Source organism: Clostridium sp. MF28 (assembly GCF_002969175.1).
GTDB lineage: Bacteria > Bacillota > Clostridia > Clostridiales > Clostridiaceae > Clostridium > Clostridium beijerinckii.
Map to the genome: position 1 here is coordinate 4,178,354 of NZ_CP014331.1, position 20,350 is coordinate 4,198,703.

Sequence of the window (20,350 nt, forward strand, 5' to 3'; positions counted from 1 at the left end):
TTATATAAGTTTCAAATGAAATAATAATATTGACAAAAGATATTGTTGATATATAATTTAGTTATGAAAGAAAATAAAAATAGTTTCAAATGAAAGTAAAAGGTTTATTATAATATGAAATTGATAATGAGGGGAGAATATTTATGAATCATTTTGGAGAATTAACTGATAGAATGCATAATTTTAGAGAAGAATTATTAAATGCAAAATCTATGGTTAGTGTAGAAAGAGCTAGACTTACTACGGAAAGTTACAAAGAACACGCTGGTAAGCCAATGGTATTACGTAGAGCGTTATGTTTAGAAAATATATTGAAAAATATGACTATATTTATTGAAGATAACTCGATAATTGCGGGAAATCAAGCAGAATCAAATCGCTCAGCTCCTATTTTCCCCGAATATGCAATGGATTGGGTTATAAATGAACTTGATGAATTTGAAAAACGTGAAGGTGATATATTTTATATTACTGAAGAAAGTAAGAATGTTTTAAGAGAAATAGCACCTTTTTGGGAGCATAAAACTTTAAAAGACAGAGGTCTTGCAGGGATGCCTGCTGAAAGTAGAATTTTTTATGATCTAGGGATTATAAAAGCAGAGGGGAATATTACTTCTGGGGATGCTCATATAGCGGTAAATTATGAAACTGTATTAAAACTTGGGTTAATTAATTATAAAGAGCGAACAGAAAAAAAATTAAAGGAACTAGACCTTACAGACTATAGGAATTTAAATAAGTCTTATTTTTATAGAGCAATTTTAATTGTACTTGATGCAGTAGCAGCTTTTGCAAAGCGTTATGCAGATTTAGCGTTAGAATTAGCTGAAAAAGAATCTGATGTAAATAGAAAAGAAGAATTACTTGAAATGTCAAGAATATTAAATAAAGTTCCATATTATCCAGCAGAAACTTTCCATGAAGCAGTTCAATCTTTGTGGATAATTCACTTAGTTTTGCAAATTGAGTCAAATGGACATTCACTTTCATATGGAAGAATGGATCAATACTTAGATCCTTTCTATGAAAAAGATTTAAAACTTGGAAGGATTACTGAGGATAGTGCTACTGAATTATTAACAAACTTGTGGCTTAAGACTTTTACTATAAATAAGATAAGAAGCTGGTCACATACACGTTTTAGTGCAGGTAGTCCCTTATATCAAAATGTTACAGTTGGTGGCCAGACTGTAGATAAAAAAGATGCAGTAAATCCATTAAGCTACTTAATTCTAAAGAGTGTTGCTCAGACAAAATTACCACAACCTAACTTAACAGTACGTTATCATAGATGGTTATCTGATGATTTTATGAAAGAATGCATAGAAGTAGTAAGATTAGGATTCGGAATGCCAGCCTTTAATAGTGATGAAGTTATTATTCCATCATTCATAGAAAAAGGTGTAAATGAAAAAGATGCCTATAACTATAGTGCAATTGGATGTGTTGAAGTAGCGGTTCCGGGTAAATGGGGTTATAGATGTACTGGAATGAGCTTTTTAAATTTCCCTAAATCATTATTAATAGCTTTAAATGATGGAGTTGATCCCGAGTCAGGAACTAAGCTCTGCGAGGGTGTAGGTCACTTTAAGGATATGACAACCTTTGATGAGGTTATGAAAGCCTGGGATAAGATAATTCGTGAATTTACAAGACATAGTGTAATAATAGATAGTTGTGCAGACTTAGCAATAGAAGAAGTTACAGCAGATGTATTATGCTCAGCTTTAACTGATGATTGCATTGAAAGAGGTTTAAACTTAAAAGAAGGTGGAGCCGTATATGACTTTATCAGTGATCTACAAGTAGGTATCGCTAACCTTGGAGATTCTCTTGCAGCAATTAAAAAATGTGTATTTGAAGATAAGAGTTTTACCGCGGTAGAGTTGTGGGATGCATTAATTAATAACTTTGAAGGGGAAGAGGGGAAAAGAATTCAAGATATATTACTTAATGATGCTCCTAAGTATGGAAATGACGATGATTATATAGATTTATTATTAAGAGAAGCTTATGAAATCTATATTGATGAGATAAAGAAATACAAAAATACTAGATATGGTAGAGGACCAATTGGAGGATGCTATTATGCTGGAACTTCTTCAATTTCAGCTAATGTACCACAAGGAGCAGGAACTTTGGCAACTCCTGATGGAAGAAAGGCTGGAGAGCCTTTAGCTGAAGGGTGTTCACCATCTCATGCAATGGATAAGAATGGTCCTACAGCAGTATTTAAATCAGTTTCAAAATTACCAACACACGATATTACTGGTGGAGTATTATTAAATCAAAAGGTAACACCACAAATGTTATCTAAGGAAAGTGATAGAGAAAAGTTAATTTTATTAATTAGAACTTTCTTTAATCGTTTAGAAGGTTTTCATGTACAATACAATGTAGTATCAAGAGATACTTTACTTGATGCACAAAAACATCCAGAAGAGCATAGAGACCTAATTGTTAGAGTAGCAGGATATAGTGCTTTCTTTAATGTATTATCGAAACAAACTCAAGATGATATAATTGAAAGAACAGAACAAGTTTTATAGTAAAATAATTCTCCCCAAGTGAAATGTTCATTGATATTATTTATGAAACCCACGACCATTTGCATGTGGCTTAAATAGCTGGCTGCAGGTGGTCGTATTTTTGATACTGGCGGCTTAATCTTATATATTTTGTAAAAGATGAAACAATCTATAAATTAATCAATATCAGAATTAATTTTATTTTTTTCTTCAGAAATCGTATGTAGGATTCTTTTTAGAATAATGACTGTTTGTTCTTCTTCTTTCTTAGATAAGCTTTTAGAAAAAATAGCAACTAATTCTAAAAAGGTTGCATCTATTTTAGGTATAACTTTTTTTCCTGCATCCGTTAAATATAACCTATAAATACGCTTATCATTTTCATCTTGAATTCTTTTTACATAATCATTTTCTACTAGATTTTTTACTGCTTTTGCAGTAGTTGATTTACCTACATACAGAAACTCACTTAACTCTTTCTGACTTATACCTTCATTTTTTGAAATCACATATAAAAAATCATGTTGGCCACTTCTAATATTTAAATCTATAAGCTTTGAATTTATTATGCTCTGAGCATTTCTATAAATTGCTGCATTAAGTTTACTAATGTTTTCCATAGTTACTTATCTCCTTTACATTAGTTTCCTATAAAGTGAAACTTTTCAGGTGGAGTTTTAAATCCAGCTGAATTTAGTTGAACTTATACCCTCAAGGGGTACATTGTCCAGAAGTGTGTAGCCGTTATCTCCCGCTTAAAGAAAAGGGAGTGCTACGGATGCTAGCTATCGGATAAAACCATCTTAAATTATATATATAAATAATTATAGTTTCAATGATTTACTAGGATATATATTTTTTGAAATTATGAATTGGTATTTTAAAATATAGATTATATTATTTGGAAAAAGAAAACTCTGCCATTGATAAAACGCAGAGCTAACTTTGTATGTGATTAATATACATTTTGAGAATTTGTGTTACGTACTAATCCTAAGGTAAAATACTACTTTTTTAATTGTAATTGAGGTTTTCTCTTTCTGCCAATAATGAAATAAAGAATAAATGCTATAATAGCAGCTCCACTTGCCCACAGATACATTTGAGCATATCCAACGTTTGATGAAACTACTCCTAAAATTACTGCGCCTAATCCTATACCACAATCAAATGCAGTGAAAAATGTAGCATTGGCAGCACCTAGACGTGAAGGTGGAACTCCAACCATGGCCATTGTCTGTAAAGTAGATTGAGTTGCACCAAAGCCTATTCCGTAAATAAATGCGGCGATTAAAAACATGCTAATATTTGAAGACTCAGATAACAGCAACATAGATATAATTACACATATAAAACCTGGAATAATTGCATAGTCAAAACCTAATTTATCTATTATTTTACCGAATATTGGTCTAGATATAAATAAGGATATTGCATAGACTGTAAAGAAAATTCCAATGTTCTCTATGCCTTTTTGTGAAGCATAAAGAGGTAAGAAACTGGTTAATGCACCATAAGTTATTGTTACAAAAAATACTATAATAGAAGGATTTATAGATATTTTTTCATACAATGAAGCTTTTATTTTAGTTTGTTCTTTATTTTCAATTTTTTTATATTCTAATTTAAAAGCAATAATACCTCCAAGCACGGCTAGTATAGTAGATGTTAAAAATAGAGCTTGAAAGCTATATTTTGATATCACAAATAGTCCAATTGTAGGAGCTACTGCCATAGCTAAACTACTTGTCAGACTAAAATATCCCATTCCTTCTCCAAAACGATCATTTGGGATATTATCCGAAGCAATTGTATTAGAAGCTGTACTTACTGCTCCCCAGCCAAAGCCATGGATAAACCGTATCATAATAATTGCACTAATAAATGGAACTATTGAATAAGAAAATACTGATATAATAAAAATAAATAATCCAACTAAAAACACCTTTTGTCGGCCTAACTTATCAAGAAGTAATCCAGAGATTGGCCTAATTATTACTGAAGATACTACAAATGCTCCAGTTACTAATCCAATGATAGAGTTTGTCCCTCCGAGTTTTTTAGCATAGAGCGGAAGTGTAGGTAATAACATTTGAAATCCAAAAAATATTAAGAGGTTTATTATGTTTATAATAACGAAGTTTTTTGTCCAAAGAACCTTATCTTTTTGTATATCTTTTTCCATAAATGTTCTCTCCTTTGAATATTAGTTTCCTTTGCAACTAATATAACAATAACATAAATTAGTTTCTTGTGCAACTAATTTGATTGATGAATTAAATAAAATTTTTACTCATAACTAATGAGATTTAAGTTGATATTTAAATAGTACCCAAAAGTGGGGATAAGGAATTTAAGTTGTAATTAATAGGAACTTATATGCAAATAATGTTAAAATATAATAATAAAGAGTATAATAGTTTTATTAATAATTCAATTACTCTTTAACATAACTAAGTAGAAAATCCACTAACATTCATATAAAAATTTTAAATTATTTAGACATAAATATTTCTTAACATAAAACTATGGTGTAAAGTAACAAGAAAATATTAAGTGAAATTAAAAAGTTTACTTAATAAAGAAGGGAGCTAAATGATGAATTGGGAGGCGTTTGAAAAGGCTTTGATTAATTACGATAAGTTAGAAGTTAATAAAATTCTTCAACATTTTTTAGCTGAAAAAAATGGGATTGATTTTATTGATGAGTATATAGTTAAGTCCTTGACTTCAATTGGGGAAAAGTGGGAAAGAGGAGAAGTAGCTTTATCACAGATATATATGAGCAGCAGGCTTTGTGAGGAAATTGCAAGTTCTATTTTGGAGGAAAAAAACTTCATAATTAAGAATGCAAAGCCGATTGCAATAGTTACTCTTGAGGACTATCACACTCTTGGAAAGAAAATCGTAAGTGCCGTTGTGAGGTCAAGTGGTTTTGACCTTATAGACTATGGTTCTATAAGTGGACCGGAGGAAATAATAAAGAGAGTCACTGATGATAGTATAAAAATACTTATGATATCAGTATTAATGTATCCATCTGCTTTAAAAATTAAGAAAATATCTCAAATGCTTCATGAAAAGGATCCTTCAATTAAAATATTAGTTGGGGGGGCACCTTTTTTAATGGACAGCACTCTTTGGGAAGAGGTGGGTGCAGATAAAATGGGAAAAAGTGCAGCCGATAATATTCCTATTATAGAACAATGGATGAAGGAGGATTCTTAATGGAAAAAAGGTATACTTCTATGGAAAGAGTGTTGACAACTATGAGTAAGCATGAACCAGACAAGGTTCCATTGTTTTTAATGTGTACACATTACTGCGCAAAATTTTTAGATGTATCTATTAAAAACTATTTTAGTAAACCTGAAAATGTAGCAAGGGGACAAATGATGCTTCTCAAAAAATTCAACAATGATTGTTTGAATCCATTTTATTCTGCTGCTCATGAGTATGCAGCTTTTGGAAGTGAAGTTATTTTCAATGAAGCAGGACCTCCTAATGCTGGTGAACCAATAATAAAAAACTTTGACGATATTTTAAAATTACAACCACCAGATGTTAAAAATTCAAAAATTCTTAGAAATTGTCTTGAAACAATATCCATACTGAAGGAGGAAGTGGGGATGTCCGTCCCTATTGCTGGGGGTGTGTTATCACCTTTTTCACTTCCTATTCTTCAAATGGGTTTTGATAAGTATATTGAACTTATTTATGAAAAACCAGAGTTGTTAGAGCATCTTATAAAAATCAATGAAAGGTTTTGCACTGAATGGGCTAATATGCAATTGGCGGCAGGTGCATCCTTTATAACGACTATAGATTCTATGTCTGTGTCTTCAATTATTCCTAAAAGCATATATTTAAAGACTGGATTTCTTTCTGCAAAGAGAACAATACCCACTATTAAAAGTGATGTAGCCATTGCTACGTCCTCGGCAAGCTCTGCCTCAATACTTGAGGAAATCCTTGAATCTGGGATTAAAGCTATTCTAGTAAGCCATACTGACGATCTAGCTGAAATGAAGAAGAAAGTCGGCAAAAGAGCCACATTACTTGGAAATTTAAATGGCATAGAAATGTGCAGATGGACTAGATCTGATGCTGAATTAAATGTTAAGGAAGCAATAAGAAAAGCTGGAGATGGTGGTGGCTTTATCTTGTGTGATAGTTTAGGAGACATTCCTTATCAGGCTAGTGAGGATATTCTTTATGAAATATCAGAGAGTGTAAATAAGTGGGGAAGATATCCATTAAATTGGAGGTGATTATATGAACGATAAACTATGTATTTTAATTTGTGAAAGTTTCAAAGCTGAAGTGGAGAGTACGCGAGGCGCTTTGAAAAATGAAGAGATTGAATTTAAATACTATTCAATGGATTGTATAAATTGCAAGCGTCAAAGACAGAAATTATATGATGGCCTTATTGAATCAGCTTATTGCAGTGACTCAGTTATTTTGCTGCCAACTCAGAAGGGTTCTGGAAGAGATGAGAATCTTGCTGGTGAAAGTATTTTTAATTCATGTCTTTCATTATTGGCTGGAGGTGATCTAATAAATTACCTTTCTTCAATGGGGTATTATTTGACTACACCAGGTTGGCTAAAAAGATGGAAGCATATTATTATGGACATATACGGATTTAATCAAGAAACTGCACGTGAATTTTTTTCAGAATACTGTAAAAAGGTGGTTCTTATTGACAGTGGCGCATATAGCAATATCTTACTTGATTTAATAGAGTTTTCAGAATATATAGGAATGGAATATGAAATTATAGATGTAGGTTTGGATTGCTTTTCAAGCACTATAAATAATTCATATAAAAATTGGAAAGTTAATAGACTAGAATACATTTTAAATTTAAAAAACAAGCAAGTCACTGATTATGCTCTTGTATTTGATTTTCTTGAAAAAAAAGCAACACTTTTAAAACGTGAAGACCTGATTAAGAATATTTTTACTTTATTTGAAATGTTGACCGGTGCTAAGCATCTCGCATTTCTTCCTGTAATTGAACATAAAAAGGGAGAGATAGTTTTCCATCAAGAGAAGTTGTATAAAAGTGAACTATATGATATCGACAATTCAAAATTTAGGCAAAATTATTTTCTTACTTCCTCAGGAGCAGGATTTATTTTTAAGATAACTTTTGATAATGAATTAATGGGTTATATGGACGTGGAAGATATTATGTTTCCTAATTATATGGAAAAATACTTAGATTTATCAAAAACAATCATGATAATTCTAGGAATAATGCTTTTTAATTCAAAGATTTATGAGAAATTAATTGACACAAATGAGGAACTTCTTTCATTGAATAATGAGCTTGAGGTTCTTGTTGATAAACGTACTTCTCAACTGTTGGAGGTTAATGGAAACCTTGAAAAAACAAACTGTATGTTAGAAGAAGAAATCGAAGAGCATAAGTTAACTGAGACTAAGCTTAAAGCTGCAAAAGAGGAAGCAGAAAGAGCAAACTCAGCTAAAAGTCAGTTCTTGGCAAATATGAGTCATGAAATAAGGACACCTATGAATGGGATTATGGGAATGACTAGCTTATTGGAATTTTCAAAGTTGACAGATGAGCAAATTGACATAGTAAAAATGATTGAAACTTCTTCAAAACATCTTCTTCAGATTATTAATGATATACTTGATCTCTCAGTAATGGATGTAGGCAAGATTGAACTAAAGCCAGAACGTATAAACATATTTAATTTAATGAATGAAAGTAGAAATTTATTTACATATTTAGCGGAGAATAAAGGACTGAAGCTTGAGATTATTGTTGACAATAATTTACCGAATGAAATCATATTAGATAAGGGTAGATTAATGCAAGTTTTAAGCAATTTAATAGGAAATGCAATTAAGTTTACTGAAAAAGGTAAAATTCAAGTATCCGTAGATAAAGTTGAGGATAAAGAGAATAAAGTGAAGCTAATGTTTTCTGTAAAAGATACAGGGATTGGAATTAAGGAAGAAGACATTCCGAGATTATTTAATTATTTTACACAGTTAGATATATCGGCTTCAAAAAAATTCCAAGGCACTGGTCTGGGGCTTGCCATTTCTAAAAATATCGTTAAGCTTATGGGGGGAGAAATATCTGTTGAAAGTCATTATGGTAAAGGAAGTACATTCTACTTTACTTGTTTGTTTGATATTGCTATTGATAGTAGGGAATCATCAAATATTCAAAAAATATGTATAGATAACAAGACTTATTTAGAAACTAGGATATTACAAGTTGAAGATGATACTATCAGCCAGCGATTTATGAATCAATTATGTAATATTGCAGGGTGGAAAATAAAAATAGCTTCAAATGGATTAGAAGCATTGAATATACTTGAAAATGAGGATTTTGATATAATTCTTATGGATATTCAGATGCCAGATATGAGCGGAATTGAACTTACAAAAATAATTCGGGAAAAAGAAAAGTTAACTTGTAAACATATTACTATAATCGCAATGACAGCATATGCAATGGGAGGAGATAGAGATATATGTATTAATACAGGTATGGATGACTATATTAGTAAACCAATTGAAGTTATGAAACTTAAAGAAGTTATTACTAAGTATAGCAACAGTTACAAATAAAGCATTTATAAACAATGTGCCACTTTGGCCATCACTCTTTAAATCGTTAGTGTTTTGCAAAAAGTAAGCTTTAATATAATTGAGTACTTATTAATTAGTTCCGATTTTTACAATTTTATTTTAAGTTCATAAAGTAATATTAAATACAAGAAAGGCAAAGAGGTCTAGCTTCAAAGAAGAAGTTAGATCTCTTTTTTTATAAAAAATAATTATATTTATAGGAGGTAATGAGAATATGAACGAAACAAAAATAGATTTCTTATATTTAAATGAAGACGATATGATTAAGGCTGGAGTTAAAGAAATGGCTGGATGTGTAGAGGCCATGGAAGAAATGTTCAAGTTATTAAAAATTGGAGATTATCGTATGGGTGGGCCTAATGGAAATTCACACGGAGTTATGATGGTTTTCCCTGAAGAATCACCATTCCCTAATATGCCTAAGGATGGTCCAGACAGAAGATTTATGGCAATGCCTGCTTATTTAGGCGGTAAGTTTGATATGGCCGGAATGAAATGGTATGGTTCAAATACAGAAAATAGAGATAAGGGGCTTCCAAGATCAATACTTATGTTAACTTTAAATGACAAAGATACTGGCGCTCCAATTGCATATATGTCAGCAAATATTTTAAGTGCTTATAGAACAGGTGCAGTTCCTGGTGTTGGGGTGAAATATTTTGCTAAAGAAGATTCAAAGGTTGTCGGAATTATTGGACCAGGGGTTATGAGTAAAACAGCATTTGCAGCAACTATGGCTGTTAGATCGGAAATTGAAACTGTAAAAATAAAAGGAAGAAGTAAAAAATCAATTGATGGATTTATAAAGTACCTTAATGAAGATTATCCACAAATTAAAGACATCATTGTTGTAGACACAATAGAAGATGCTGTTAGAGATTGTGATATTGTGCATATTGCTACATCAAGTCCAACGGGTGATATAAATGAATATCCATATATAAATGAAGAATGGATTAAACCAGGTGCAGTATTATGTTGTCCAGCAGCAGCAAGATTTGATGATGATTTTATTTTAAATAGAGCAAGAACTGTTACAGATAATATTCAATTGTACGAAGCTTGGGAAGAAGAAATGGAGTTCCCAGCATATAATTCTATTCCAATTCCAGCAGTACACTGTATGGACTTAATTGCAGAAGGTAAAATGAGCAAAGAACAAGTTGATGATTTAGGTGATGTATTAATTGGTAAAGTGCCAGTACATCGCAAGGAAGATGAAATCATAATTTATTCAGTTGGTGGTATGCCAGTAGAAGATGTTGCATGGGGGACTATAGTTTATAGAAATGCTATTGAAAAAGGAATTGGGACTAAGCTAAATCTTTGGGATGAGCCACAATTAGCCTAAGTTTAATTATTACAGTTGAAAGGAGATCTTTATATGAGAATTGAAAAGCATCCAATTTTAGGTGAGCCTAATAAAGGACGTTTAGTGAATTTTGAATTTGATGGGAAAGCATTTGAAGGATATGAAGGAGAACCAATAGCAGCAGCGCTAAGAGCCGCGGGTGTATTAGTTCATAGACATACTAAAAAAGGATCACCAAGAGGCATATTCTGTGCTATTGGTAGATGTACAGACTGCGTAATGGTAGTTGATGGTAAGCCAAATGTAAGAACTTGTGTAACACCTCTTGTAGAAGGTATGAAGGTTCAAACGCAATATGGTGTTTCAACCCAAAAAGAAGCATAAAATTTTTATGAAAGGATAGGTATTCGTATGAAAAGATATGATTGTATTGTTGTTGGAGCAGGGCCAGCGGGTCTGTCAGCAGCTATAGAAGCAGCAAAAAGAGGACTAAAGGTTGTTGTATTTGATGAAAATTTTAAGCCTGGTGGACAACTATTTAAGCAAATACACAAGTTCTTTGGATCAAAAGAGCATAGAGCAAAAATTAGAGGCTTTAAAATAGGTGAAGAGCTTTTACAAGAAGCAAATGATGCGGGAGTAGAAGTTGTTTTGAATGCTATAGTTATTGGTCTTTATTTAGATAAAGAAGTTACTGTAAAGATAGATGATGAAGTTATTCATTATAAAGGAGACGCAGTAATAATTGCAACAGGTGCATCTGAGAATATGGTTACTTTCGATGGATGGACACTTCCAGGAGTAATTGGTGCAGGTGCAGCCCAAACAATGATGAATCTTCATGGAGTACAACCAGGAAAGAAAATTCTTATGCTTGGCAGCGGAAATGTTGGAGTAGTTGTAGGATATCAACTTAGACAAGCAGGCTGTGAAGTAGTTGCAATAGTAGATGCGGCACCTAGAATCGGTGGATATGGGGTTCACGCGGCTAAGGTGGCTAGATGCGGAGTTCCTTTTTATTTATCTCACACTATAATCAAAGCAGAAGGTGAAGAATGTGTAACAGGAGTTACTATTGGTGAAGTTGATAGCAGCTGGCAGATAATACCTGGAACAGAAAAACATTTTGATGTTGATACTATATGCCTTGCAGTAGGACTTTCTCCTATGTCCCAGCTTACTAAAATGGCTGGCTGCATCATGGAGGAAAATCCTAAAAAAGGTGGGTATGTTCCTGTTTGTGATGAATATGGTGAGACTTCAATTAAAGGAATATTTGCAGCAGGAGATGTTTCAGGAATTGAAGAAGCAAGTTCGGCTATGATAGAAGGAAGAATTGCAGGGGTAGCAGCTTCTTATAGATTAGGATTTATTGAGAAAGAAGAATTAGAAGAAAAGGCAGAGGAATTGGAAAAGGCATTATCTAGTTTAAGACAAGGTATGTTTGGTCCAGAAAATAAAGGAAAAGATATTGAAAAAACAGATGAAGGCTTTGAGGTTTCAAAAAATCTTCTTAAGAAAGGATATTTAACTGATGAAGAAGTGACAAAATATCCAGGGGTTAAGTCTATGAAGGGAATACATCCAGTTATAGAATGTTCACAAAATATTCCTTGTAATCCATGTCAAGATGCGTGCCCTAAAAGCTGTATCAAGATTGGAATAAATATTACCTCTCTTCCAGTCGTCGATGAAGAATCAACATGTATTGGCTGTGGAATGTGCGTTGCATCTTGTTCTGGACAATCAATTTTTCTTGTGAATGAAGATTTTGAAGAAGGTTATACTTCAGTTACTCTTCCTTATGAATTTTTACCGCTGCCAGAAAAAGGTGCAAAAGGCATTGGACTCGATAGAAGTGGAAAAGAAGCATGTGAAGTGGAAGTAGTAGATGTTAAATCTGTTAAAGCCTTTGATAACACAAACTTATTAACAATAAAGGTTCCAAGTGAAATGGGAATGAAAGTAAGATTCTTTAAGCAGGCATAGGAGGTAAGATTATGAGTAAAGTAAATGATAGATCAAGAGATATAGGTGAATTTATTTCGCAGCCTGACGATGATATGATAATCTGCCGCTGCGAAGAAATTACAAAGGGTGAAATACGAAAAGCAGTACATGATGGTATGTTTACCATAACTGAAATTAGAAGATATTTAAGAACAGGTATGGGTCTTTGTCAGGGACAAACCTGCGGTAAATTGGTTAAGGGGATTGTAGCAAGAGAACTTAAAATATCACCTTTAGAATTAGAACCAGCAGTATCACGTGCACCTATGAGACCTATAGAAATGGAAGTCTTCGGAAATGAACAAGTAGGAGGTAAATAGCATGAAAAACAGTGCAGATGTAATAATCATTGGAAGTGGTGTAATTGGAAATGCAGCAGCATACTACTTATCAAAAAAAGGCCATTCTGTTATTGTCCTCGATAAAGGTGACAGTATCGGAGATGGAGGTTCAACAAGAAATGGCGGAGGAGTTCGTCAATCAGGACGTGATAAGAGAGAACTTCCACTTGCCATGTATGGGATAAAAAATCTTTGGCCTAATCTTTCAGAAGAATTAGGAGTCGATGTAGAATATTATCAAGAGGGTAATTTAAGATTAGGTAAAACAGTAGAGCATATGAAGATACTGACTAATCTTGCAAAGAATGCTCAGGATTGTGGACTTGAGGTAAACATAATCTCTGGAGATGAGGTAAGGAAAATTAATCCATATCTTTCAGAGGAAGTTATAGGTGCAAGCTGGTGTCCTACTGATGGACATGCTAATCCTTTGACTACAACTTTAGGTTTTTATCGTAAAGCAAGAGAATTAGGTGCTCGTTTTATTACAGGAGAAGAAGCTGTTGAAATTAGAAAAATAAAAGGAAAAGCTAGGCAGGTAGTAACTAAGAATAATGTATATGAAGGAAATCATATAATTCTTGCAGCAGGCTATGAAAGCCGAAGGATAGCTGCTACAGTTGGGATAGATATTCCAATGAATAAAGTTTTGTTAGAAGTTCTTGTTACAGAAGCTCAAAAGCCAATGTTTTACCAAATGCTTGGTACTGCTGAAGCGGATTTTTATGGACATCAAAGTAAACATGGTTCCTTTGTATTTGGAGGTGCATCAGGTTATGAAGCTCTTAATAAGGATAATGGAACACCAACTACAGCAAGTATTACAGCTTCATGTATATGTAGAGGAATAATGAAGTACTTTCCAGACTTGAAAGATGCCAAGATAGTTCGTACATGGGCAGGCTGGATAGATGAGTGTAAAGATCACGTGCCAGTAATAAGTCATGTAGAGGAAGTACCAGGACTTATCCTTGCCTGTGCCTTTACTGGTCATGGCTTTGGAATATCTCCAACAGTAGGTATGCTCTTATCAGAAATGGTAGAAGGAAATGGAACTACTCTTGATATAAGTGCTTTCCGTTATGATAGGTTTAAAGCTAAAATTTAGATATCAAATAATAAAAGATTAATTATTTAGTAATTACAAGATATAGTTTAATTTTTCAGTATGAGATTTTTTGTAAATAGTGTCAAAGAAGGAGAATTAATATGGATTTAACGAGAACAAATTATTCATCAGGCGTTCCATTAGAAGAAAAAACAGGATATTCTAGAATGGTAAAAGTAGGTCCATTTGTTTATATCGGAGGTACTACTTCTGTACAGCCTGACGGCACAGTTTATGGTGAAGACAGTGCTTATGAGCAGACAAAATACATTTTAGAAAAGTTAGTAAAATTGTTAGAGAAATCGGGTTCTAAAAAAGAAGAAGTAATTAGAATAAAAGGTTATACAATTGATATGAAGTATGGAGCTGAAATTGCAAGGGCTTATTCAGAGATTTTTCATGATATCAAACCGCTTTTTACAATGGTTGGTACTCCTATGCTTAATAGGCCTTCTCAGTTAATTGAAATAGAAATGGATGCAGTAATTATAACTAATGAACAATAAGAAAGCTTAGAAATACGAAAGAAAATACCAAGTCTAAATGGCCAAGGAGATCTACTTGGCTATTTTTTTACAATGATTTATTTGATGAATATATATATGTTGTAATTAACAAATCATAAAGTTTAATTGATAGATATAATTTAAACATTTACAAAATTTTTCAAAATGTAAAATTATTATTGCAATATATAGAATTGAGAATAAATTTATTCCTATATAACCATGAAAAATGTATTCTCAATATAAAATAAATAATGTATAGTTGATATAAATATCTGTTTTTAAAATTTAATAATTATATGTTGAATGATTAATAATTATTAATGTGATTTTTTGAGGGATTCTAAAAAATTTTAACGATAGATGAAAGTTGATCAGAATTTACATATATGACTTTCTATTAATTATACTTTTAAAAGATGATTTTACAAATTAAAGTAAATTTAGTTTGTTTAAGAAAAAAGGGGGAGTGAAGGAGATATGGTGGGGGAAACAAAAGGAAATATTATTAGGCCTAAGCAGCCATATTTTGTAATGACTACATCTCATTATTATAAGGCAGTTATAATGAATTATGGAATTTCTCATTTCTACTGCTTCCAAAAAGAAGATATTATAGAAAGACCTTTTATCGCAGTACCAGATGGGTGTATTGATATCCTATTCTGTTGTGATGATAAGGTTCCATATGCACATATATGTGGAACAGTTCTTCGTCCAACCTTGACTCATAATAGTGAAAATAAATACTTCTTTGGAGTAAGATTTTTACCAGGAAGCCCATTTAAATTCAAAAATATCACCATGTCAGACTTGGTTGAACAGGAAATCCCATTTTTAGAAGTGATAAAAGATAACGAATTGTTTGAAAAAGTTACTTCAAGTAGAGATTTCAATTATCAGATACAGGTGTTTTTAGAAAGATATATAAAGCTTTATGCTAATTTTAATGAAATAAATAAATACAAAGATTTAAAGAAATATATGCTGAACAACATTATGCAGACAGCAGGAAAAGTTAAAATTAATGAACTTGCAGAGGCAACTGGATATTCAGTTAGATATATAAATAAGACATTTTCGGAGGAGTTTGGATTATCTCCGAAAGTATTTTGTAAACTTATGCGGTTTCAATATTTATTAAGTACTTTAAATGAGTTAGATAAAGATATATTTGAATCTAATTTAGCGCAGATTTCTATGGATCTAGGATATTATGATCAGTCTCATATGATTAAGGATTTTCACGAATTTACAGATACAACACCTAAGATGTATATAAAGTCATTAAAAGAATCCGAATATAAAAAACGAATAATTATCATATAATGAATAAAAAGTAAAAGGAATATTCAGAGCAACAGGTGCTTTGAGTATTCCTTTTTTATAAGTAAGCTGCTTTGCTTTTTGAATGTTCTTAACTTAACTCTAACTGTGGGACAGGATTTCTAAAGAATTTTGTGACACCTGCTAAATATAAGCAGCCAGCTAACAGCCAAATTGCTCCGATTAAATGTGCATTTGCATCCAGATTAATAAAAATCCACATAGTTACTGCTAAGCCAATAGCAGGACATATTCCATAATTTATTATTTTCTTTTGTAAGCTGATTGGTTCATCATTTTTTAGTAAAAATCTACTGATTACTGCAATATTTAATAAGATAAAGCCTAGTAAAGCACCAAAGCTTACGATTGAAGTAATGAAGTCAAGGGAACAAAACAGTGAAATAGGTGTTATAATAATTCCTACTAATACAGTAGCAACTACGGGACTTTGTGTTTTTTTACTGACATATGCAAGTTGCTTTGGCAGTACTCCATCTCGTCCCATTGCAAAAAGTACTCTTGCAACTGCAACTTGTGAAGCTTGAGTTGTTGCTATTCCAAAGGAAACTATCAATGTAATTGTTGTTAATATATTAAGCCATGTTCCACCTACAAAGGTAACAACATCTGTGAAAGCAGTATCAGGATTTAAGTCTTGATAATTTGGATAAGCCATTCCTGCAAAAAAAGTAGTTGCAATAAATATTAGTCCAATAATCAAAATCGAAAGTATAATTGCTTTTCCTACAGATTTTTCTGGATTAATAGTTTCTTCTGCCAAGGTACTAATAGCATCATATCCTAAATAGCTAAGAATAACGATACCTGTTGCTTTTAGGATGCTAGACAAGTCAAACTGCTCAGGATTATAGAATGAAATCATGCTGAAATGAATTGTTCCATTAAGTAAAAGTCTTATAGTACAGCCTATAAAGGCTATAATCACAACAATTTGTAATGTAAATAGTATCCAACTGCATTTAGACATCAAATCTACACCTAAAACATTAATTACTGTACTAAAGACGATAAATATTAGTATCCAAGTCCAAGCTGGAACAGAAGGGATAAGTGCATTGCCATAAATACTCCCAATAATAACAACAGTTGCTGGCATTAAGAAATAATCTAATAATATGGCCCAGCCAGTTAGAAAACCTAATGCGGGTGATACACCTTTTTGAACATATACATATACAGAACCTGCTGTTGGAAACTTCTGTGCCATTACCCTGTAACTCATTCCAGTAAAGAACATAGCCACCATTCCTATCAAATAACATAATGCAACCATTCCACCAGATGGTCCTAAATATACACCATACATGCCTGCAGGAGCTAGAGGTATCATAAATACCAAACCAAAAATTACCAGATCGCTTGTTTTTAAAGTTCGTTTTAATTTTCCATGTTCCATAATAAACGCCTCCATTATATTCCAAATTATAAAAGGCAAGGGTATTCTGCTTAGCAGAGCACCCTTGCCCTAAATCCAATAAAAATTACTTTTAAATATATGTTTGTGAGAAGCTTCTTTCTGCTATAATAGCAAATTTGAATTTTTAAAGATTGTAAATTTCGGAACAAAAGATTTAAATGGTATTTATTAATTTAAATAATATACTAAATATTATGATAAGTTGAATAATAAGTAATATTCATTTAGTAATCACTATGGTTCTTAAAGGAATTTTAAAATATTTAGATATCAAGCTAATTAACACAATCAAATTCTCTATAATTTTTAACCATACTATATAGGTATTTTAATATAAATTACAGTCCCAAGTCCTAATTTACTATTTATAAGGAGACCATAATTATCTCCATAGGTTAACTTAAGGCGTTTATTTGTATTAAACAAGCCAATATGATTTGAGTATTCACCGTCAAAATTAAGCTTGTCTCTTATGTTCTTAAGGTTTTGTGTGTCAATTCCAATGCCATTGTCAATAATTGCGAGTGTTAATAGATTATTTTTGAGTAATATTTTAATTTTAATCTTACCTTTTCCATCTTTATTTTTAATGCCGTGATATATAGAATTCTCAACCAATGGCTGTATCAATAATTTAATTGTGTGGACAGGTTCTACATTATTATTATAGGTCCATAATACATCAAATTTATCTGCATATCTTATCATTTGAATATCTAGATAAGTTTTAGTGTATCTAATTTCGTCGCCAACAGAAACTTTACCGCAAGGAGTTGTTAAGGAGTAGTCTAATATACTAGATAGATTTTCTATCATCCTAATAGGTTTACTATTACTCCCGGTTGCCTTTATTACTTCCCAATATATTGTGTGTAATGTGTTATATAAAAAATGAGGATTTATTTGAGACTGCAATGCAATAAGTTCCATATTTTCTAATTTATATTTTCTTTCAGATAACTGCACCTTTAAATAGTCTTGTTCAATAAATGTAGTAATCAGATTTTCTATAATATAACTAAATTCATTTTTTGCATTGCTATTAATTACAGGAAGAGTCTGATTTTTCTTAGCTGAATCAATTATTGATATAATATTCGAAATTTGTTTGTAATTTTTTCTAGTAAGATAAAAGGTTAAAATTAATCCTAAAATAAATGAAACTAATAATAATATAATAGTATATTTGCCTAATCTTATAGAAACATAATATAAAGCATCCTCTGGAATTATAGATATATAATTCCATGAAAATCTGTCAGAATGAATAATTGTTTTACTTAAAAATTTATTTTCTGATGTAGAGTAAATTACATTAGTATTCGATTTTAATAGTTCATTAATATCAAAATTATTTATATTATTAGAAGTTTTGTTACTGATAATTTCACTATTGTTTCCATCTAATATAAATATCTTTTGTTCAGGTGCAGTAACAGATTTATTTAGTAAATCTTGTATGTAATCAGCTTTAATATTTAAAACTATCACACCATTATTAAGAGCCATTCTTTTATAAACTGTTATAAGTTTTGTCTCTTTTTCTTCAAAGTCATATTGCTTTACATCCCTTGTTTCTATCCATAATTTTTCATTTGATGGATGATTCAAATAGTTCTTGTACCAAGAGCTATCAAAGTAATTGTTTAGATTTGTTATACCATTATTAGTTGTATAAAACCTACCATTTTCATTTTCATAGTAAATATGTATGGAATAAATGTAAGGTTTTGAATTAGCAAATGAATTCAGAAAGAAGCAAATTTTATCTGTATTTATCAAATCTGATGAATATATTGTTTCTTCTTTTAAAACATTTTTTAAAGTAAAAGCAATATTAGAATTATAATCAAATTGAATATTTAGGGTATCGATTTCATTAAAAATCAGGTCAATATTAGATTTTGTTTGATTTAGAAGATCTGTATTATTTTGAGCTATTTGGTTTTTTATATATCCTTGGGTAATAGCTATTGACAAAGAGCCTAATAGTAGTGTTGGTATTAGTAAAGGAATTAAAAATATAATCAAATTTTTTCTGAAAAAATTCTTATTCAAAAAATTCATCACCTTTCAAAAGGCTTAGGATTAATAGTATCTTTTTGATTTCTATATTCCTTGGGACTCTTGCCATAATAGTTTTTAAAAGTTCTAGTAAAATTTTTCGTATTACTATAGCCAACCATTTCACTAATTTCATAAGTTTTATATCTTATATCATTTAGTAACTCAGCAGCGCGATTCATTTTCACCCTTATTAAATAATTAGAAAAACGCTCTCCAGTTTTTTGTTTAAAAAATTGACTTAGATAGTTAGGATTCATGTGAACTGATTCAGCAATGTCTTCAAGCCTTGCATCTTTATAGTGTTCACTCACATAATTTTTGATAAATGATATAATTTTTGAGTTATAACTTGATGAGTCTTTAAAATTATTTATATCCTCATCCAAAACTTTATCTACATTAGGTGAACATTCGCTGTCCAAGCTTTTTTTTAAAGAAGAAAAAACTTCAAAAATTTCATTGTATTTTGAAGGCTTTACAATATAATCACTAACTCCATAAACTAGAGCGCTATGTGCATATTCAAAGTCCTTATATGCACTTAGAAAGATAACTTTTATTTTTAGCTTACGATTAAATATCTCTTTTGCAAGGCCAATGCCATCTAAAAACGGCATTTTTATATCGCAAAGGATTACATTTACAGGAGTATTTAAAATGTACTCTAAGGCAAGTTTTCCATTCTCTAATTGATCAACAATTTCAAAACCTAAATCATTCCATGGAAAATAGCTGCATAGTAAGTTTCTTGATTCACTTTCATCATCGACTACAAGTAGTTTGTACATTATTATGTTCCCCCTATCAAGATGTTTTCAAAGAGTCATATGATTGAGTCTAATGTTATAATTACTGTAAATTTAATGCTTTATCAAAGCAAGACTACGACTTATATTATATGGTTAAGTAGTCATTAAGATTTTACCATATAACAACCAAAATTGCATATACAAAACAGCAAGTGCACTGAAACCTATGAGAAAGTGATGCTAATAATAAGAAGAAGATACTTTTTATAAGAAAAAGATACCTTTTTTAATCAGTCATTAGGAAGTTCTGTTTTAAAGAT

At 31.3% G+C, this 20,350-nt stretch carries 16 protein-coding genes; 11 read left to right on the plus strand and 5 right to left on the minus strand.

Annotated elements, in window-relative coordinates:
- The first annotated feature begins 143 nt into the window (after positions 1-143).
- On the plus strand, positions 144-2,549 hold the full coding sequence (locus tag AXY43_RS18385; RefSeq protein ID WP_105411929.1) for a glycyl radical protein: 2,406 nt from the start codon (positions 144-146) through the stop codon (positions 2,547-2,549).
- Between the two features lie 155 nt (positions 2,550-2,704).
- Here AXY43_RS18385 and AXY43_RS18390 read toward each other — a convergent pair whose 3' ends face one another.
- Both AXY43_RS18390 and AXY43_RS18395 read right to left on the minus strand, forming a co-directional pair.
- A complete protein-coding gene (locus AXY43_RS18390; protein WP_105411930.1) occupies positions 2,705-3,148 on the minus strand; it encodes a MarR family winged helix-turn-helix transcriptional regulator in 444 nt (147 codons plus the stop codon).
- A gap of 386 nt (positions 3,149-3,534) precedes the next feature.
- Positions 3,535-4,713, minus strand: coding sequence for an MFS transporter (locus AXY43_RS18395; RefSeq protein WP_039773180.1), 1,179 nt, complete (start codon positions 4,711-4,713; stop codon positions 3,535-3,537).
- 410 nt (positions 4,714-5,123) lie between these two features.
- Here AXY43_RS18395 and AXY43_RS18400 point away from each other — a divergent pair, with 410 nt between their 5' ends.
- The 10 genes from AXY43_RS18400 to AXY43_RS18445 all read left to right on the plus strand — a co-directional run bounded on the left by AXY43_RS18400 (position 5,124) and on the right by AXY43_RS18445 (position 15,776).
- Positions 5,124-5,756 carry a cobalamin B12-binding domain-containing protein gene (locus AXY43_RS18400; RefSeq protein WP_084670574.1) on the plus strand — a complete coding sequence of 211 codons (633 nt, stop codon included), beginning with the start codon at positions 5,124-5,126 and terminating at the stop codon, positions 5,754-5,756.
- Positions 5,756-6,799, plus strand: coding sequence for a uroporphyrinogen decarboxylase family protein (locus AXY43_RS18405; protein WP_105411931.1), 1,044 nt, complete (start codon positions 5,756-5,758; stop codon positions 6,797-6,799). Before AXY43_RS18400 ends, AXY43_RS18405 begins: the two co-directional genes overlap by 1 nt.
- Positions 6,800-6,803: 4 nt before the next feature.
- The gene (locus tag AXY43_RS18410) at positions 6,804-9,149 is read left to right on the plus strand and encodes an ATP-binding protein (RefSeq protein WP_105411932.1); all 2,346 of its coding nucleotides are present in this window, start codon (positions 6,804-6,806) and stop codon (positions 9,147-9,149) included.
- A gap of 235 nt (positions 9,150-9,384) precedes the next feature.
- Entirely contained in the window at positions 9,385-10,521 is a 1,137-nt protein-coding gene (locus AXY43_RS18415; RefSeq protein ID WP_023975741.1) for a tyramine oxidase subunit B, read from the plus strand.
- A 33-nt stretch (positions 10,522-10,554) separates the two neighbouring features.
- Complete coding sequence (locus AXY43_RS18420; RefSeq protein ID WP_023975740.1) at positions 10,555-10,866, plus strand: (2Fe-2S)-binding protein; 312 nt, start codon at positions 10,555-10,557, stop codon at positions 10,864-10,866.
- 27 nt (positions 10,867-10,893) lie between these two features.
- Complete coding sequence (locus AXY43_RS18425) at positions 10,894-12,471, plus strand: FAD-dependent oxidoreductase (RefSeq protein ID WP_009172313.1); 1,578 nt, start codon at positions 10,894-10,896, stop codon at positions 12,469-12,471.
- Positions 12,472-12,482: 11 nt separating this feature from the next.
- On the plus strand, positions 12,483-12,812 hold the full coding sequence (locus AXY43_RS18430) for a (2Fe-2S)-binding protein (protein ID WP_009172312.1): 330 nt from the start codon (positions 12,483-12,485) through the stop codon (positions 12,810-12,812).
- Position 12,813: 1 nt separating this feature from the next.
- On the plus strand, positions 12,814-13,941 hold the full coding sequence (locus tag AXY43_RS18435) for an NAD(P)/FAD-dependent oxidoreductase (RefSeq protein WP_105411933.1): 1,128 nt from the start codon (positions 12,814-12,816) through the stop codon (positions 13,939-13,941).
- Between the two features lie 101 nt (positions 13,942-14,042).
- The gene (locus AXY43_RS18440) at positions 14,043-14,447 is read left to right on the plus strand and encodes a Rid family hydrolase (RefSeq protein WP_105411934.1); all 405 of its coding nucleotides are present in this window, start codon (positions 14,043-14,045) and stop codon (positions 14,445-14,447) included.
- A 480-nt stretch (positions 14,448-14,927) separates the two neighbouring features.
- The gene (locus AXY43_RS18445) at positions 14,928-15,776 is read left to right on the plus strand and encodes a helix-turn-helix domain-containing protein (protein ID WP_023975738.1); all 849 of its coding nucleotides are present in this window, start codon (positions 14,928-14,930) and stop codon (positions 15,774-15,776) included.
- 88 nt (positions 15,777-15,864) lie between these two features.
- On the opposite strand, the gene AXY43_RS18450 is transcribed toward AXY43_RS18445, so the two are convergent.
- The 3 genes from AXY43_RS18450 to AXY43_RS18460 form a co-directional block, all read right to left on the minus strand.
- Positions 15,865-17,193, minus strand: coding sequence for an APC family permease (locus AXY43_RS18450; RefSeq protein WP_009172308.1), 1,329 nt, complete (start codon positions 17,191-17,193; stop codon positions 15,865-15,867).
- 336 nt (positions 17,194-17,529) lie between these two features.
- Positions 17,530-19,281 (minus strand): cache domain-containing sensor histidine kinase, encoded by a 1,752-nt coding sequence (locus tag AXY43_RS18455; RefSeq protein ID WP_242986220.1) that lies wholly within the window; start codon positions 19,279-19,281, stop codon positions 17,530-17,532.
- Positions 19,281-20,069, minus strand: a complete 789-nt coding sequence (locus AXY43_RS18460; protein WP_077829034.1) for a response regulator transcription factor — start codon at positions 20,067-20,069, stop codon at positions 19,281-19,283. The genes AXY43_RS18455 and AXY43_RS18460 overlap by 1 nt, the downstream gene beginning before the upstream one ends.
- Positions 20,070-20,350: the final 281 nt, after the last annotated feature.

Coding starts and splice junctions, on each gene's coding strand:
- AXY43_RS18385 (WP_105411929.1), top strand. CDS start 144: ATGAATCATTTTGGAGAATTAACTGATAGAATGCATAATTTTAGAGAA.
- AXY43_RS18390 (WP_105411930.1), bottom strand. CDS start 3,148: ATGGAAAACATTAGTAAACTTAATGCAGCAATTTATAGAAATGCTCAG.
- AXY43_RS18395 (WP_039773180.1), bottom strand. CDS start 4,713: ATGGAAAAAGATATACAAAAAGATAAGGTTCTTTGGACAAAAAACTTC.
- AXY43_RS18400 (WP_084670574.1), top strand. CDS start 5,124: ATGATGAATTGGGAGGCGTTTGAAAAGGCTTTGATTAATTACGATAAG.
- AXY43_RS18405 (WP_105411931.1), top strand. CDS start 5,756: ATGGAAAAAAGGTATACTTCTATGGAAAGAGTGTTGACAACTATGAGT.
- AXY43_RS18410 (WP_105411932.1), top strand. CDS start 6,804: ATGAACGATAAACTATGTATTTTAATTTGTGAAAGTTTCAAAGCTGAA.
- AXY43_RS18415 (WP_023975741.1), top strand. CDS start 9,385: ATGAACGAAACAAAAATAGATTTCTTATATTTAAATGAAGACGATATG.
- AXY43_RS18420 (WP_023975740.1), top strand. CDS start 10,555: ATGAGAATTGAAAAGCATCCAATTTTAGGTGAGCCTAATAAAGGACGT.
- AXY43_RS18425 (WP_009172313.1), top strand. CDS start 10,894: ATGAAAAGATATGATTGTATTGTTGTTGGAGCAGGGCCAGCGGGTCTG.
- AXY43_RS18430 (WP_009172312.1), top strand. CDS start 12,483: ATGAGTAAAGTAAATGATAGATCAAGAGATATAGGTGAATTTATTTCG.
- AXY43_RS18435 (WP_105411933.1), top strand. CDS start 12,814: ATGAAAAACAGTGCAGATGTAATAATCATTGGAAGTGGTGTAATTGGA.
- AXY43_RS18440 (WP_105411934.1), top strand. CDS start 14,043: ATGGATTTAACGAGAACAAATTATTCATCAGGCGTTCCATTAGAAGAA.
- AXY43_RS18445 (WP_023975738.1), top strand. CDS start 14,928: ATGGTGGGGGAAACAAAAGGAAATATTATTAGGCCTAAGCAGCCATAT.
- AXY43_RS18450 (WP_009172308.1), bottom strand. CDS start 17,193: ATGGAACATGGAAAATTAAAACGAACTTTAAAAACAAGCGATCTGGTA.
- AXY43_RS18455 (WP_242986220.1), bottom strand. CDS start 19,281: ATGAATTTTTTGAATAAGAATTTTTTCAGAAAAAATTTGATTATATTT.
- AXY43_RS18460 (WP_077829034.1), bottom strand. CDS start 20,069: ATGTACAAACTACTTGTAGTCGATGATGAAAGTGAATCAAGAAACTTA.